The organism is Streptomyces sp. NPDC046379, from assembly GCF_055587785.1.
This window is the reverse complement of the sequence record NZ_JBVJFP010000020.1, coordinates 76,214-90,274: the sequence shown is the minus strand read 5'-3', so window position 1 is coordinate 90,274 and position 14,061 is coordinate 76,214. Positions and strand designations below refer to the sequence as shown.

Annotated in this window: 10 protein-coding genes; 6 read left to right on the top strand and 4 right to left on the bottom strand. The window is 75.4% G+C overall.

The window, feature by feature from the left end; translation table 11 throughout:
* Nucleotides 1–161: 161 nt before the first annotated feature.
* Entirely contained in the window at nucleotides 162–791 is a 630-nt protein-coding gene (locus tag ACZ6KF_RS28920; protein ID WP_469176560.1) for a hypothetical protein, read from the top strand.
* Nucleotides 792–827: 36 nt separating this feature from the next.
* On the opposite strand, the gene ACZ6KF_RS28915 is transcribed toward ACZ6KF_RS28920, so the two are convergent.
* From ACZ6KF_RS28915 to ACZ6KF_RS28900, 4 genes are all read right to left on the bottom strand, one after another.
* The gene (locus tag ACZ6KF_RS28915; RefSeq protein WP_469241005.1) at nucleotides 828–5,459 is read right to left on the bottom strand and encodes a hypothetical protein; all 4,632 of its coding nucleotides are present in this window, start codon (nucleotides 5,457–5,459) and stop codon (nucleotides 828–830) included.
* Between the two features lie 34 nt (nucleotides 5,460–5,493).
* Nucleotides 5,494–6,372, bottom strand: a complete 879-nt coding sequence (locus ACZ6KF_RS28910; protein WP_356636199.1) for a hypothetical protein — start codon at nucleotides 6,370–6,372, stop codon at nucleotides 5,494–5,496.
* 334 nt (nucleotides 6,373–6,706) lie between these two features.
* Nucleotides 6,707–8,233: a hypothetical protein gene (locus tag ACZ6KF_RS28905; RefSeq protein ID WP_356636201.1), complete on the bottom strand. Its 1,527-nt coding sequence runs from the start codon at nucleotides 8,231–8,233 to the stop codon at nucleotides 6,707–6,709.
* 124 nt (nucleotides 8,234–8,357) lie between these two features.
* The gene (locus ACZ6KF_RS28900; protein WP_356636203.1) at nucleotides 8,358–9,053 is read right to left on the bottom strand and encodes a GntR family transcriptional regulator; all 696 of its coding nucleotides are present in this window, start codon (nucleotides 9,051–9,053) and stop codon (nucleotides 8,358–8,360) included.
* 172 nt (nucleotides 9,054–9,225) lie between these two features.
* Here ACZ6KF_RS28900 and ACZ6KF_RS28895 point away from each other — a divergent pair, with 172 nt between their 5' ends.
* The 5 genes from ACZ6KF_RS28895 (at nucleotide 9,226) to ACZ6KF_RS28875 (ending at nucleotide 13,853) form a co-directional block, all read left to right on the top strand.
* Complete coding sequence (locus ACZ6KF_RS28895) at nucleotides 9,226–10,677, top strand: MFS transporter (protein WP_469241003.1); 1,452 nt, start codon at nucleotides 9,226–9,228, stop codon at nucleotides 10,675–10,677.
* On the top strand, nucleotides 10,674–11,495 hold the full coding sequence (locus ACZ6KF_RS28890) for a putative hydro-lyase (protein ID WP_356636207.1): 822 nt from the start codon (nucleotides 10,674–10,676) through the stop codon (nucleotides 11,493–11,495). Before ACZ6KF_RS28895 ends, ACZ6KF_RS28890 begins: the two co-directional genes overlap by 4 nt.
* Nucleotides 11,496–11,602: 107 nt before the next feature.
* A complete protein-coding gene (locus ACZ6KF_RS28885; RefSeq protein WP_469241001.1) occupies nucleotides 11,603–12,361 on the top strand; it encodes a LamB/YcsF family protein in 759 nt (252 codons plus the stop codon).
* Nucleotides 12,358–12,984, top strand: coding sequence for a 5-oxoprolinase subunit PxpB (pxpB, locus tag ACZ6KF_RS28880; RefSeq protein WP_356636211.1), 627 nt, complete (start codon nucleotides 12,358–12,360; stop codon nucleotides 12,982–12,984). Before ACZ6KF_RS28885 ends, pxpB begins: the two co-directional genes overlap by 4 nt.
* Nucleotides 12,981–13,853, top strand: coding sequence for a 5-oxoprolinase subunit C family protein (locus ACZ6KF_RS28875; RefSeq protein ID WP_356636213.1), 873 nt, complete (start codon nucleotides 12,981–12,983; stop codon nucleotides 13,851–13,853). The genes pxpB and ACZ6KF_RS28875 overlap by 4 nt, the downstream gene beginning before the upstream one ends.
* Nucleotides 13,854–14,061: the final 208 nt, after the last annotated feature.

Here is a 14,061-nt window from a genome sequence, read left to right as displayed (position 1 = left end):
CGTCCCGTTCGTCCTTCACTACAGGAAATGGGGGCGGAATCGGCCACAGGAGCCGCATCCTGCACCCGGGCAGCGTAAAACAGCGCAAGCCGGGCAGCCAGAGGAGAGTCGGGTCTTCGGACAGGGCGAGCGGTCTGCTGGCGATGGGGAGTGACACGGTGATGGGCACGGCGGAGCAGCGAACGACGCCCGGCGAGGACAGGGCCGCGCGAGGCACCGCGCGACAGGGCGCCGACACGCGGGAGCACGGCGTGGAGACGGGTCGATTCGGCGGAGCGGAAGGGCAGTTGGCGACCGAGGAACGGGAACCGGCGCACCGGCGACCGGCGGAGCGGATATCCGCGGCGGGCGGGCCGGCGGCGCGGCCCGCCGGGCGGGAGGCTGCCCGGGAGCGGCCCCGTTACCGGCCGTTGTGGGTCGAGGAGCCCGCGAAGCGGCGGCGGCTGCCCGACCCGGTGCGCACGGCGGCGGTGCGGGCCGTGCTGATCATCTCGGTGACGCTGATCCAGGCCATGGTCGCTTTTCTGACCACCCTGGCCGGATCGTGGCTGGCGCTCCCGATGGTGCTCACCAGCATCGCCAGTACGGTGGCGGCCACCTGGGCGGTGCTCGACGTCTGGGTGACGCGCCAGGTGTGGAACCAGCGCAACGGCGTGGTCTCGACGCCGAGCAGCACCGCGCGGGCGCTGCGCCGTGAGCGTCGCCGGGCCCGGCGGCAGGCGCGGGCCGCCGAGCGGACGCAGGAGCGGATACGCAGGAGGGGCGGGACCGGGCAGCTGTCCCACCCCTGAGAGCGCGTCGGGCCCCCGTGGTTGGCGGGGTTCGCGTCAGGCCGGGCGTTTGAACATCCGCGTCGCCGTGATCTCGCTGCGGACCGCTTCCCCTTCGCCGTCGGCGCTCGGCCGGGGCAGTCCGGGGCGCAGGTGTTCCTCGACGCTGATGTACTTCAGCCCCGCGCGGAGGTCGGCGTCGTTGCGCAACCTGATGACCAGGGGGAACTCCGCCAGCGCGGTGGTGTCGAACAGGCCGGTGGTGTAGAGGAGCTGGACGCCGAGGGCGTCGGACACCGCCCGCTGGAGTTCCAGCAGATAGGTGGCGTTGGCCCGGCCGATGGGGTTGTCCAGGAACAGGGTGCCCGCGTGCCGGTGCTTGTCGCGACCCCGGTCGTTGCTGCGCAGTGCGGCCATCGTGCAGTACAGGGCGATGGCGGCGGTGAGCAGCTGGCCGCCGGAGAACACGTCGCCCATCTGCCCGACGGGGACGCGCTCGGCGCGCAGCACGGCGTCCGGCTTGAGGATCTCGACGGCGACGCCCTTGGGCTGGAGGGCGGCGGCCACTCCGCGCAGCAGCAGGGACATGCCGTCGCGGCGCAGGTCGGAGTTCTTCTTGACGGCGGCGCGGGTCGCCTCGTCGACGACCTCGCCGAGCCGCTCGGTGAGGGTGGCCTGGTCGGGTTCCTCGAACCGGATGCGCAGGAACTCCTGCCCTGACCACTCACCGAGCCCTTCGGGCAGCCGGGACAGCCGCTGGGCGGAGCGCAGGGTGGCCAGGGCAGACTCCACCAGACCGCGCAGACGGTCCACGATCGAGTCGCGGTTGCGCTCCAGCTGGTCCAGTTCGTCGGTGAGGACGCGCAGGCGGGGCGCGAAGGCGTCGGCCCACTTGCGGGCATGCTCGGGCAGGGCCGCGGCGGGCAGTTCGCGGATCTGCTGCCGGGCCGGGGTGCGGACCTGCTCGTAGCGGGTGGAGTTGGCGTGGCGGACGAGGATGTCGCTCGCCTCGCGCACGGCTGCCTCGGCGGCCGAGAGGTCGGCGGCGCAGCCGCGCAGTGATCTGCGGGCCTCGGCGGCGGACCTCCGGGCCTCCTCCAGCCCACCGGGGTAGGGCTCGGGCGCGCCCGGTTCCTCCTCGCCGACCGGCTCGCGCAGCAGGTCGCGCAGCAGGGCGGCGATCTCGTCGAAGCCGCCGGCCGCGTCCTCGGCGGCGCGGTGGGCGTCGAGCAGTTCGGCGTGCGCCTCCCGCGCGCGGGACAGCGCCTCGGTACGGGAGGCGAGTTCGGCGGTGGCCGTGCGCAGCAGGGACTGGGCGTGCTCGGCGTCGCGGGGCCGCAGTTCCTCGGGGAGTTCGGTGTGGGCGCCACCGTCCTCGGGCGCGAGCCGCTCGGCCTCGCCGCGCAGCCTGCCGAGCTGCTCGCTGGCGCTGGACATCCGGGTCTCCAGCAGTTGCACGAGTTCCTCGGCACGGACGACCGCGGCCTGCCGGGAAGGCCCGTCGGAGCCGTCGGGGGACTGAAGAAGCTGCTCGGCACGGGTGCGGACCTTGTTGCTCAGCCGGTCCAGCTCGGCGCGGGCCGCGCTCTCGTCGCTCTCGGCGCGCGCCTGCTCGGCCCGCAGGTCGGCGCCGACGCCGACCTTCTCGTACACCTGGGAGGCGGCGCGGTACGCCTCGCGCAGGGCGGGCAGGGACGCCTTCGGGGTGTCGGCGTCGTCGTCCGGTACGTCGTCGGGGGCGCCGGCGATCTCGGAGCGCTCGGCGCGCAGGGCACGCGCCGTGCGGCGGGCGTCGTCGGCCGCGCGCTGAGCGGCGCGCCGGTCCTCGTCGGCGGCGCGGGCGCGTTCCAGGCACGCCTGGGCCCGGGCCTCCGACTCGGCGGCCTCGTCGGCGAGTTCGCGCAGGCGCACCTGCCAGCGGGCGCGTTCGCGCAGCCGGGAGGCGAGCCCGGCGAGTGCGTCGGCCGCGCGCCGCGCCTTCTGCGCGGCCTCCTGCCGCTCCTCGCGCACCTGCGCGGCCTCGGCGGCGGCCTCCTCGGCCTCCGCCCGCCGGGTGCGCGCCTCGGTCAGCTCGGCCTCGGCCTCGGCGGCGAAGGCGCGGGCGTCGTGGGCCGCCCGGGCCAGCTCGGTCAGCCGTCCGGCCGGGCAGCCGGCGCGCCAGGAGGCCAGGCGGGCGGAGAGTTCCCGGTCCTTGCCGAGACGGGCGGCGAGGGTGCGGATCTCCTCGTCCCGCGCGGTCGCCCGGGCGCGCAGCGCCTGCCGCTCCTCGTCGGCGGCGTGTTCGTCGTGCATGGCGGGGTTCGGCGGTACGAGGAAGACGTCGGCCGTGCCGGAGCCCTCGGCCGGAGCCGGGGCGAGAAGTGCGGCGGCGGTGCCGACGGCGACGGCCGAGCGCGGGAGCAGCGCGGCCTCGCCGAGGGCCTCGCGGGCGCGGGCGTGCGAGGCGGGGTCGGTGATGATCACGCCGTCGACCAGTTCGGGCCGGGCGGCCAGCACACGGGCGTGGTCGGCGGGGTCGACGGCCTGGGCGAGGTAGCGCCAGCCGGGCAGTGCGGGGATGCCGTGCTCGCCGAGGTACTCCACGGTGGCCAGGACGTCCGGGCCCGGCGGCAGCAGTCCCCCGTCGCCGAGCGCGCCGAGGATGCGGGCGTCGTCGGCTGCGGCGGTGCGCAGTTCGAACAGCTGCCGCTCCGCGGAGGAGACGGCGTCGTCGAGGAGTTCGCGCAACTCGTCGGCGAAGCGGTCGAGTTCCTCGGCGGTGAGGGCGCCGGTCCCGTCGGCCGGTTCCCCGGTGGGGGCGGCGTCCTCCTGCCTGGGCTGCGGGATGCCGGCGCGCACGTCGTGCCCGGCGAGGCCCAGCAGCTCCGCGAGCCTTTCCTCGCCGGCCAGCGCCCGGGCGGTGCGGCGCTCCGCGTCGTGGGCGTGTTCGGCGGACAGTGCGGCGTCGGCCGCGCGGGCGGCCGTCAGCTCCGCGCGGGACTCGGCCGCGGTCGCTTCCCGGGCCTGATCGGCGGCGCGGCGTGCCGCCTCGCGGGCGGTGTCCCAGGCGGCCACGGCGGCCTTCTCGGCGTCGCTGGCGGCGAGCGCCGCGCGCGCCGGGTCGGCGTCGGGCGCGCTGTCGTCCAGCCAGCCCGCGCGCACGGCCTCGGCGGTCTCCTGCTCGACCTCGGACAGGCGCTGGCGCAGGTGCCCGGCCTCGCTGCGGGCCCGCTGCGCCTCGGTGGCGGCGGCGGTGGAGTCCCGGTGGGCGAGGTCGCCGGCCTCCTGGAGGGCGGCGGACCGCTCCTCCTCCTCGTTGGCGAGGGACTCGGCGCTCTGCGCGGCGGCGTGCAACGCCCGGACGAGGTCGACGGCTGCCCTGGTGCGCGCGGCGAGCGCAGGGGCGGCGTCCCGTTCGGCCTCCTGGATCGCGGCGGCGACCCTGGCCACCCGGTCGGCGGCGGCGCGGTGGCGCAGCACGGCCTCGGCGGCCTGCCAGGCGGCGTGCAGGGTGCGCGCCTCGGCCAGTTCGCGCTTTTGCGCGGCGGCCTGCTTCTCGGCGGCGGCGAGCGCGAGGGAGGCGTGCCGGTAGGCCAGTTCGGCCGCGATCAGCGCGCTGCGCTCGCGCCCGGACTCGGCCTGGGTGACGGCGTGCGCGGCCGCCGTGACCCGCTGGGCGAGGTCGGCGGCCCGCGCCCGCTCCTGCGCGCCGCGCGCGGACAGCCGCCGGGCCAGGGTCCGGGTGCGCCGCTCGGCGCCGGTGTGGACGTCCCGGGCGCGGGAGCGGGCCTCGGCGGCATCGACGATCCGGCCGAGCAGATCGACCGATCCGGCGGTGAAGTCCCGTTCGGCGATCAGCTCGGCGCGCCGGCCGAGTTTGCTGCCGAAGCCGCTGACGAGGTCGGCGAGGCCGTCCGTGTCGCGGGTGTCGGTGACGGCGCGCAGCAGCAGGTCGGTGAAGTCGGAGTCCTTCTTGACCGCGAAGAGGCCGGCCGCCTCGCCCTCGTCGGCGTTCATCTCCCGCTGGTAGCGGAAGAGTTCGGGGTCGAGGCCGAGGTCGCCGAGGTGCTCGGTCCAGCGCTCGTGGATGTCCTCCCAGTGCACCTCGAGGTGCGGGTAGGCCTTGCCCGCCTCGGTGAGGGCGTCCCGGAAGCCCTTCATCGTGCGGCGGCGCCCCTGCGCCCCGGACTGGCCCTCGATGGGCGGCCGTACGGCGGTGGACTCGGCCACGGGCAGGTTGTCCAGGCTCAGTCCGGGGCCCGGCCGGAAGGAGTACCAGGCCTCGGCGAACTTCCGCGGGTCGCTGGAGACCTGGCGGCCGCGCCACTCGCTGACCTTGCCGACGACGACCAGCTCGCCGGTGAGGACGTGCTGCCACTCCAGCGCGACGTGTCCGCAGTCGTCGGCGAGCAGGAACTTGCGCAGCACGCCGGAGCTGGCGCCGCCGAGGGTGTTGCGGTGGCCCGGCAGCATCACCGAGAAGATCAGCTTCAGCAGCACGGACTTGCCGCCGCCGTTCTCCAGGAAGAGCACTCCCGCGGGCGCGGGCCGACGCGGCGGGCCGGCGGGCTCCTCCTCGAAGAACTCCGCCTGGGCGGGTGCGGGGTCGGGCACGGGCTCACCCACACCGCGCAGGTCGAGCACGGTGTCGGCGTAGCGCGCGCCGGCGGGCCCGATGGAGTAGAGGCGGACCCGGGACAGCTCGTACATGGCGGACTCTCGTAAGTCTTCGGCAGGTGGGGGTTCAGGCGGAGTGGAAGGGCAGCCCGGCGTCGGCCACCAGGTCGAGGTCGTCGGTGTCCTCGGGCGGCAGCAGGGTCGGCGTGCCGTCGGTGACCGGGACGATGCCGAGGTCCAGAAGCTCGGCCATGGCGGCGCTGCCGGCCATGTCACGGACCTGGAGCTGGTAGCGGGCGGTGGTGCGGTAGGTGCCGCCGTTGTCGTCGCCGGTCCGCTGGAGGAACCCGGAGTCCGTGAGGAAGGCCACGGCCTTGCCGACGATGCCGGTGGTGGAGCCGGCGAGGCGGCGGGCGTCCTTGGTGGCGCCGGCGGCGCTGCGTCTGACCCAGATCCGCCAGGCGGCCTCCAGTCCCGGCGCGTCGGAGACGGGGTCGGTGTTCTCCCCCTGCTGCGCCGCCCGTTCCTCCAGCCGGCGGCAGGCCTGGCGGACGAACGCGTCGACGCCGTTGACCGTGACGCGGCCGATGTAGCCGTCGTCGGCGAGGTCCTCGGGGCGCGGGAAGGCCATGGCGGCGACGGCGAGGTGGGCCAGCCCGTGCAGGAACCGGTCGGCGGAGTCGGCGGCGGTGCGGCGGGCGTAGTCGCCCATGCGCACGGCGAACACGGAGTCCTCGGCGGCGGTCACGGCCATGCCCGCGCGGGGGGACACCTCCAGGACGACGAGCCCGAGCCCGGCGGCCACGGCGTCCGCGAGCCGGGCGAACGGCGGGTCCTCCCGGTAGCGGCGCAGCAGGTCGGCGTACTCCTGGTCGCGCGCCGGCAGCAGCCTGGGCTGGAGCCCGAAGGCGACGAGCCGGGCCGCGTCGGCGGCGTCGGCGGGGGTGACGGCGGCGCCCGCCGGGGAGGGGGCGTCCGGCTCACTCCACTCGACGTGCTCGCTCACGACTGCGACTCCTTGCTCTGGGGACGGGGTGCGGGGACCGCGCCGGTGCGGGTGCGGCGGGGGGCGGCGTACGGCGTGGCGCGGCGTCCGACGCCTGTACGGGCGCGGGTGCGGCAAGGGCCGGCATACGGCATCGGGTGGGCTCCGACACCGGTGCGGGCACGAGCGCGGCGAGGGCCGGCATACGGCGTCGCACGGCCTTCCACCGGCGACCCGGCACGCGGCATCGCGCCACCGCCCGCCGGTCGGCCGACGTACGGCACCACGAAGCCCTCTGCCGACCGTCCGACGTGGGGCAACACGCGACCCGCTGCCGATCGCTCGGCGGGCCGCATCACGCCACCTCCTGCCGGTCGGCCGCCATCCCGGCGGCGTCCAGCAGCGCCGTGCCCACGATCAGGTCGGCACCGCCGAACTCGGGATCGTCCAGCTCCGTCCCGTCGTCCACCGCGAACAGCAGCTTCTCCTCGCCCTGCCGGTAAGCCGTGCCGACCGCGGGGCTCGCGGCGTGGATCGCCATGAGGGCCACCAGGTACGGCAGGTCGGGGTCGCGTCGGCGCGCCTGCGCCAGCAGGCCCGACAGCCGCCGGGGGGCGTCGGCGGGCAGGTCCAGCAGCTTTCTGGCAGCCGCCAGCTGCTCCTCGCTGAAGCGACTGTCGTCGGGCGTGGCGATGAGGTCCGGCTCCGGCATCTCCGCGCCCAGGTGCTCCCGCTCGACCGGCGGTGTCAGCAGGATGTCGACCAGGTCGCCGACCCTGACGGACACCGGCGTGCGCAGTCCCGTCCCGCGCGCGAAGAAGGCGTCGGTGACGCGGATGGCCTGCTCCAGGGGCAGCGGCAGCAGCGGCGCGACCAGCTGTCCGTACAGGTCGATCCCGGACGCCGGGGCGGGCGGGGCGAAGGCCTGCCGGTCCTGCTCGGCGCGGAACAGCGGGCCGGCCTCCAGCAGACGTGACTGGAGCTGGGTGTGGCGCCGGATGCAGTCCTTGACGATGTCGACCAGTTCGGCGGCGCGCCGCTTGTGCTCGGGGTCCTCGGACTCGTCGCGGGCCTTGCGGATGTTGGTGAGGATGGCGTTCTCGTGACGGTAGCGGTCGGCCACATGGTCGAGGGCCTCGGCGATCATGTCGGGCACGGTGGTGAGCCAGTCCACCGCGCGGACGTTGCGCCGGGTGGCCTCCAGCGCCCTGCGCAGCGTCTCGGAGTACTGCACGGTGCGGTAGCGGGCCTGCTCGGCGGCGAGCTGGGCGTCGGCGAGCCGGCCGCGGCTGATCAGCACCTCCAGCTTGACCTCGGCGGCGATCTGGGCGCTGGTGACATCGGTGTCGAGGGCGCCGACGAGGACGTTCACCGCTTCGTCGGTGGTGCGCAGGTAGACGCTGCCGCCCGGGCCGGGCACCTCCTCGATCAGCTTGAAGTCGTAGTCACGGCGGACGTATGTGCCGTCCGGGGCGAAGGTGCCGTAGACGGCGCGGAAGCCGCGGTCCACGCTGCCGACGTTGATCAGGTTCTCCAGGACCCAGCGGGCCACCCGCTCGTGCTCGGCGGCGGGGCGGCGCGGGGCCTGGGCGGCTGTGCGCGGGACGAGCCGGGCGACCACCTGATCGTGGTCGGCGCCGGTGTCGAAGTCCATGTTCAGCGTGATCAGGTCGATGGCCGCGAGGGCGATCTCGGCCATGCCGTACACCGAGTACTCGCCCGCCAGGTTGGCCTTGCGCGCGTCGAGGTCGTGCAGCGGCGCGGTGCAGGCGAGCGCGCGCAGCCGCCGCGCCAGTCCCTCGTCGGCGGCCGGGCCCACGGCGGGGCGCGGCCCCGCGCTGAACTGGGGCGGAACGCTGTCCGTCGATGCAGGCGAAGTCACGGTGCACAGATTAGGTCCTCGGTCTGACAACGACCCAAACGGCGCAGAACCGCCCCCTGCCCGCAGCGCTCCCGTCTGCGTCCACTGCTCCCGCGCCGGTCGGCTCGCGTGCCTGCTCCCGCGCCTACGGCTCCTGCGCCACCCTGCGCCGGTAGACCTCCGCGATCCGCTCCCGCGAGTCGTCGAGGTAGACCTCCAGCAGCCGCTCGGCGCCCTCCCGGTCGCCGGAGCGCAGGGCCTGGAGGATCTGGCGGTTGCGCGCGAGATAGGGCTCGTGCAGGCGGCGCGGGTCGTCCACGACGTGGAAGGCCAGGCGCAGCTCCGCGAAGACGCTGCGCATCAGCTCCCCGGTGCGGTCGCTGCCGGCGAGGGCGACCAGCTCGCGGTGGAAGTGGATGTTGGCGGTGCCCAGCGCGTTCCAGTCGTGCTCGACGGTGGCCCGCTGCCCCTCCTCGACGGCGGCGGCGAGCCCGTCCAGGGCGTACGGCGGCTCGCCGAGTCCGCGCACGACCGCGCACTCGACGAGCCGCCGGGTGCGGTAGATGTCCTCGACGTCCTCGACCGTGAGCACGCGCACGAAGACCCCCCGGTTGAGCTCGTGAACGAGCAGCCGTTCGTGGGTGAGCAGCCGGAACGCCTCGCGCAGCGTGTTGCGGGAGACGCCGAGCGCGCCGCCGATGCTCTCCTCCGACAGCCGGGTCCCCGGCGGGAAATAACCCTCGGCGATGCGGCTTCGGAGGATGTCCGCGACGCGTTCGGCGGTGCTGGTGCGCCCCAGGAGCGCGCGGTCGTCGGCCAGTCCGGTCAGCTGCTCTGCCATGCCGGGAATTCAAGCGCAGAAACAGGAACGAAACAACAAGGGTATTGAGGGATCGTTCAACGATCCTCTACCTTGCTGGGTACGGCGTCGCCGCCCGCACCGTGGCGGCCGTCGCTTCCGCACGGCACGGCTCAGTCCGCAGCACCCTCCCTCCACCCACTGCGAGGTGCACATGAGCGCGAACCCTGCACCGACTCCTCCGCCGACGTCCACGCCCGCTTCCGCGCCGGTCCCGTCCCCGGACTCCGCGCCGGGCGCCCCGGCCCCTGCACCCCGCCCTGCGGCCACCGGCCGCGGACCCGGACCGGGCGATCGCGCCGGCACGGGCGGGCCCGCCGGCACGGGCGACCCCAGCGGCAACGGCGGCTCCGCGGACACCGGCGCCTTCGCCTGGCTCCGCGCCCTCGGCCCGCGCGGACGACGCGCCTTCGCCGGAGCCTTCGGCGGCTATGCGCTCGATTCGTATGACTACTTCACGCTCCCTCTGAGCATGGTCGCGCTGGCCGCCCACTTCGGCCTGGACAGCGGCCAGACGGGCCTGTTCACCACCGTCACCCTGGTGGTCTCCGCGGTCGGCGGCGCCCTCGCGGGCGTGCTGGCGGACCGGATCGGCCGGGTCAGGGCGCTGATGATCACGGTGATCACCTACGCCGTCTTCACCGTGGCCTGCGGCTTCGCGCCCAACTACGAGACGCTGCTGGTGTTCCGGGCGCTCCAGGGGCTCGGCTTCGGCGGCGAATGGGCCGTGGGCGCGATCCTGGTGGCCGAGTACGCGAGCGCCCGGCACCGCGGGCGCACCCTCGGCGTGATCCAGAGTTCCTGGGCCGTGGGCTGGGCCCTGGCGGCGATCGTCTACACGCTGGTGTTCTCGTTCCTCGGCGACGAACTGGCCTGGCGGGTGATGTTCTGGACGGGTGCGCTGCCCGCCGTCCTGGTCATCTGGATGCGCCGCCGCGTGCACGACGCCCCGGAGGCGGTCGCCGCCCGCGAGAGGGCCCCGCACAAGGGCTCGTTCGCCGCGATCTTCCGGCCGGGCACGGCCGCGGCGCCGGGTCTGCTGCGCACGACCGTGTTCGCCGTGCTGCTCTCCACCGGCGTCCAGGGCGGCTACTACACGCTGGCGACGTGGGTGCCGACGTACCTCAAGACCGAGCGCGACCTGTCGGTCGTCGGCACCGGCGGTTATCTGACGTTCCTGATCTCCGGCGCGTTCCTCGGCTATCTGACGGGGGGTTACCTCACCGACCGGCTGGGCCGCCGGCGCAACATCTGGCTGTTCGCCCTGCTGTCGGCGGTGTGCATCCTGGCGTACGCCAACATCCCCAGCGGCGCCAACACCCTGCTGCTGGTGCTGGGCTTCCCGCTCGGGTTCTGCATGTCGGCCATCTTCAGCGGCTTCGGCTCCTTCCTGAGCGAGCTGTACCCGACCGAGGTGCGCGGCACCGGGCAGGGCTTCACGTACAACACCGGCCGGGCCGTGGGCGCCGTCTTCCCGACGACGGTCGGCTTCCTGGCGGACAGCTGGGGCGTCGGCGGCGCGCTGGTCTTCGGCGCGATCGGTTACGGCCTCGCCGCACTGGCCCTGTTCGGACTGCCCGAGACTCGTGGAAGGGAACTGGCGTGAACCGCACACAGGACCGTCCCCTGACCGTCGTGGACCCGCACGCGCGCGCGTGGAGCCCGGAAACCGCCCGCGCCCGCTTCCGGGCGGGCCTGGCCGGCCCCACCGCCGGGGTCGCCGCGGGCCACACCCAGGTGAACCTGATCTCGGTGCCCGCCGACTGGGCGTACGACATGCTGCTGTTCTGCCAGCGCAATCCCCAGCCCTGCCCGGTGCTCGACGTGACCGACCCGGGCGCCGTGACCACGGTGCTCGCGGCGGACGCGGACCTGCGCACCGATCTGCCGCGCTACCGGGTGTGGCGGAAGGGCGAGCTGGTGGACGAGCCGACGGACGTGCTCCGCCACTGGCGGCCCGACCTGGTGTCGTTCCTGATCGGGTGCAGTTTCACCTTCGAGTGGGCGCTGACCGGCGCGGGCGTCCCGCTGCGCCACATCGAGCAGGGGCGCAACGTACCCATGTACGTGACCAACCGTCAGTGCCGGCCCGCCGGGCGGCTGCACGGCCCCATGGTGGTGTCGATGCGTCCGGTGCCGCCCGGGCGCCTGGCGGCGGCGATCCGGGAGAGCAGTCTGCTGCCCGCGGTGCACGGCGGCCCGGTGCACTGCGGCGACCCGTCCGCCCTCGGCATCGCCGACCTGGCCCGTCCCGACTTCGGCGACCCGGTGGTCGCGGAGCCCGAGGACATCCCGGTGTTCTGGGCCTGCGGCGTGACTCCGCAGGCCGCCGTGATCGCGTCCCGGCCGCCGTTCGCCATCACCCATGCGCCGGGGCAGATGTTCCTGACCGACGCCCGCGACGAGCAGTACCGCGTCGGGTGACACGGTCCGGTGGGGTCGGACGGCGAGGCCGAGGTCTTCCCGGCCAGCAATCGGGTGACACATTCGGGTGAGAAAATGGACAGCGCACGTCCGGCACGAGGGGACTCATGACCGCGATCGATCTCAACGCCGACCTGGGAGAGGGCTTCGGGCGCTGGCGGCTGACCGACGACGAGGGACTGCTGTCCGTCGTCACCAGCGCCAACGTGGCCTGTGGCTTCCACGCCGGGGACGCCCCCACCATGCGCCGGGTGTGCGAGCTGGCCGCCGCGCGCGGGGTGACGATCGGCGCCCAGGTCTCCTACCGGGACCTCGCCGGGTTCGGGCGGCGCGCGATGGACGTGCCGCCCGCCGAGCTGGCGGCCGAGGTGGCGTACCAGATCGGCGCCCTGGAGGTGTTCGCCCGTGCGGCGGGCGCGCGCGTGGCCTACGTCAAGCCGCACGGGGCGCTGTACAACCGCGCGGTGCACGACGAGGCGCAGGCCCGCGCGGTCGTCGACGGCGTGCTTTTGGCCGGCGGCGCGCTGCCGGTGCTGGGACTGCCCGGCTCACGGCTGCTGGAGCTGGCCGGCGAGGCGGGGCTCCCGGCGGTCCCGGAGGCGTTCGCCGACCGCGCGTACACCGACGAGGGCACGCTGGTGCCGCGCGCCCACGACGGGGCCGTGATCAGCGACCCGGAGGCCGTCGTGGAGCGCTCGCTGAGCCTGGCCCGGACCGGGAAGGTCGCCTCCCTGTCCGGGGCGCGCATCGACGTACGCGCGCGCTCCCTGTGCCTGCACGGGGACACGCCCGGCGCCGTAGAGCTGGCCCGTCGGGTCAGACGGCGGCTGGAGGAGTCCGGGGTGCGGGTGGAGGCCTTCGCATGAGAGTGCTGCCCGTCGGCGACGACGCCCTGCTCGTGGAGGTGGCCTCCGGGCGGGAGGCGCGGGCGCTCCACGCCGAGCTGCTGCGCCGCCGCGCGGAGGGGTCGCTCGTGGTGCGGGAGATCGTCCCTGCGGCCCGTACGGTCCTCCTCGACGGTCTGGCCGAGCCGGGCCGGCTGGCCGGTGAGCTGACCGCCGCCGAAGCGCCGCCCGCTCCCCCGCCCGCGCGGGAGGCGGTCGAGCTGCGCGTGCGCTACGACGGGCCCGACCTCGCGGACGTCGCCGCCCTGTGGGGCGTGTCCGAGGAAGAGGTGGCCCGCATCCACTGCGGGACCGAGTACGAGGTCGCCTTCTGCGGGTTCGCGCCCGGCTTCGGCTACCTCACTGGTCTGCCGCCCCGATACCACGTCCCCCGCCGCGACACGCCGCGCACCGCCGTGCCCGCCGGTTCGGTCGGGCTGGCGGGCGCCTACACCGGCGTCTACCCGCGCACGTCGCCGGGCGGCTGGCAGCTGATCGGCACCACCGACGCGGTGCTGTGGGACCACACGCGCGCGCCGGCCGCCCTGCTGTCGCCGGGCACGCGCGTCCGTTTCGTTCCGGCGGGGCGGGTGGGCCGGTCATGAGCGACCGTGCGCTCGCCGTCGTACGGGCCGGGGCGCTGACCACCGTCCAGGACCTGGGGCGTCCGGGCCACGCCCACCTGGGGGTGCCCCGCTCGGGCGCCCTCGACCCGCCCGCGGCGGCGCTGGTCAACCGGTTGGTCGGCAACCCGCCCGAGGCGGCCGTCCTGGAGACGACCCTCGCCGGCTGCGCCCTGCGCCCCCGCTCGACGGTCACCGTGGCGGTCGCCGGCGCGCCCTGCCGGGTCACCGTCGACGGACGCCCGGCCGCCTGGGGCGCGCCGGTGCGGGTGCCCGGCGGCGCGCTGCTGGACGTCGGCCCGGCCGTGCGGGGCGTACGCGGCTATGTGGGCGTCGCCGGCGGCATCGCCGTCGAGCCGGTGCTCGGCAGCCGCTCCACGGACCTGCTGTCGGGCCTGGGCCCGCCGCCGCTCACGGACGGCGCGGTGCTGCCCCTCGGGCGGATGGCCGGGGCGCCCCACGCGCGTGTGGACGTGGCCCCTCAGCCGGCGCCCCCGGCCGAGCTTGTCCTGCGGGTGACCCTCGGTCCCCGCGACGACTGGTTCACCCCGTCGGCGGTGGCGGCGTTCGCCTCGCGCGCGTACCGGGTGTCCCCCGCGAGCAACCGCATCGGCCTGCGCACCGAGGGGCCCGTGCTGGAGCGGGCCCGCGCGGGCGAACTCCCCAGCGAGGGCATGGTCCTCGGTGCGGTCCAGGTCCCGCCCGACGGCCGGCCGGTCGTCTTCCTCGCCGACCACCCGACCACCGGCGGTTACCCGGTGATCGCCGTCGTCCGCGCGGCCGACCTCGCGGCGGCGGCTCAGGCGGTCCCGGGCACGCCGGTGCGGTTCGTGCCGGTGCGCCGCCGCTGACCGCACGCCGGATCCCCGCCGTACGGGCGCTACGCGGCCACCCCCGCACCCGGCCGCGCCTCGCCGACGGACACCGGCACGGGCAGGTCGTTCACGGTCGCATCCTTCGCCGTCGGTCCCTGCACGGCGTGCTCCTTCACCGCCAGGTCGGCGACGGCGAGGTCCCTCCTCCCGGCCGGGCCCCGCACCGCCGCCCGATCCGCCGCCG

Coding starts and splice junctions, on each gene's coding strand:
- ACZ6KF_RS28920 (WP_469176560.1), top strand. CDS start 162: ATGGGCACGGCGGAGCAGCGAACGACGCCCGGCGAGGACAGGGCCGCG.
- pxpB (WP_356636211.1), top strand. CDS start 12,358: ATGAGAGTGCTGCCCGTCGGCGACGACGCCCTGCTCGTGGAGGTGGCC.
- ACZ6KF_RS28900 (WP_356636203.1), bottom strand. CDS start 9,053: ATGGCAGAGCAGCTGACCGGACTGGCCGACGACCGCGCGCTCCTGGGG.
- ACZ6KF_RS28915 (WP_469241005.1), bottom strand. CDS start 5,459: ATGTACGAGCTGTCCCGGGTCCGCCTCTACTCCATCGGGCCCGCCGGC.
- ACZ6KF_RS28885 (WP_469241001.1), top strand. CDS start 11,603: ATGACCGCGATCGATCTCAACGCCGACCTGGGAGAGGGCTTCGGGCGC.
- ACZ6KF_RS28895 (WP_469241003.1), top strand. CDS start 9,226: ATGAGCGCGAACCCTGCACCGACTCCTCCGCCGACGTCCACGCCCGCT.
- ACZ6KF_RS28875 (WP_356636213.1), top strand. CDS start 12,981: ATGAGCGACCGTGCGCTCGCCGTCGTACGGGCCGGGGCGCTGACCACC.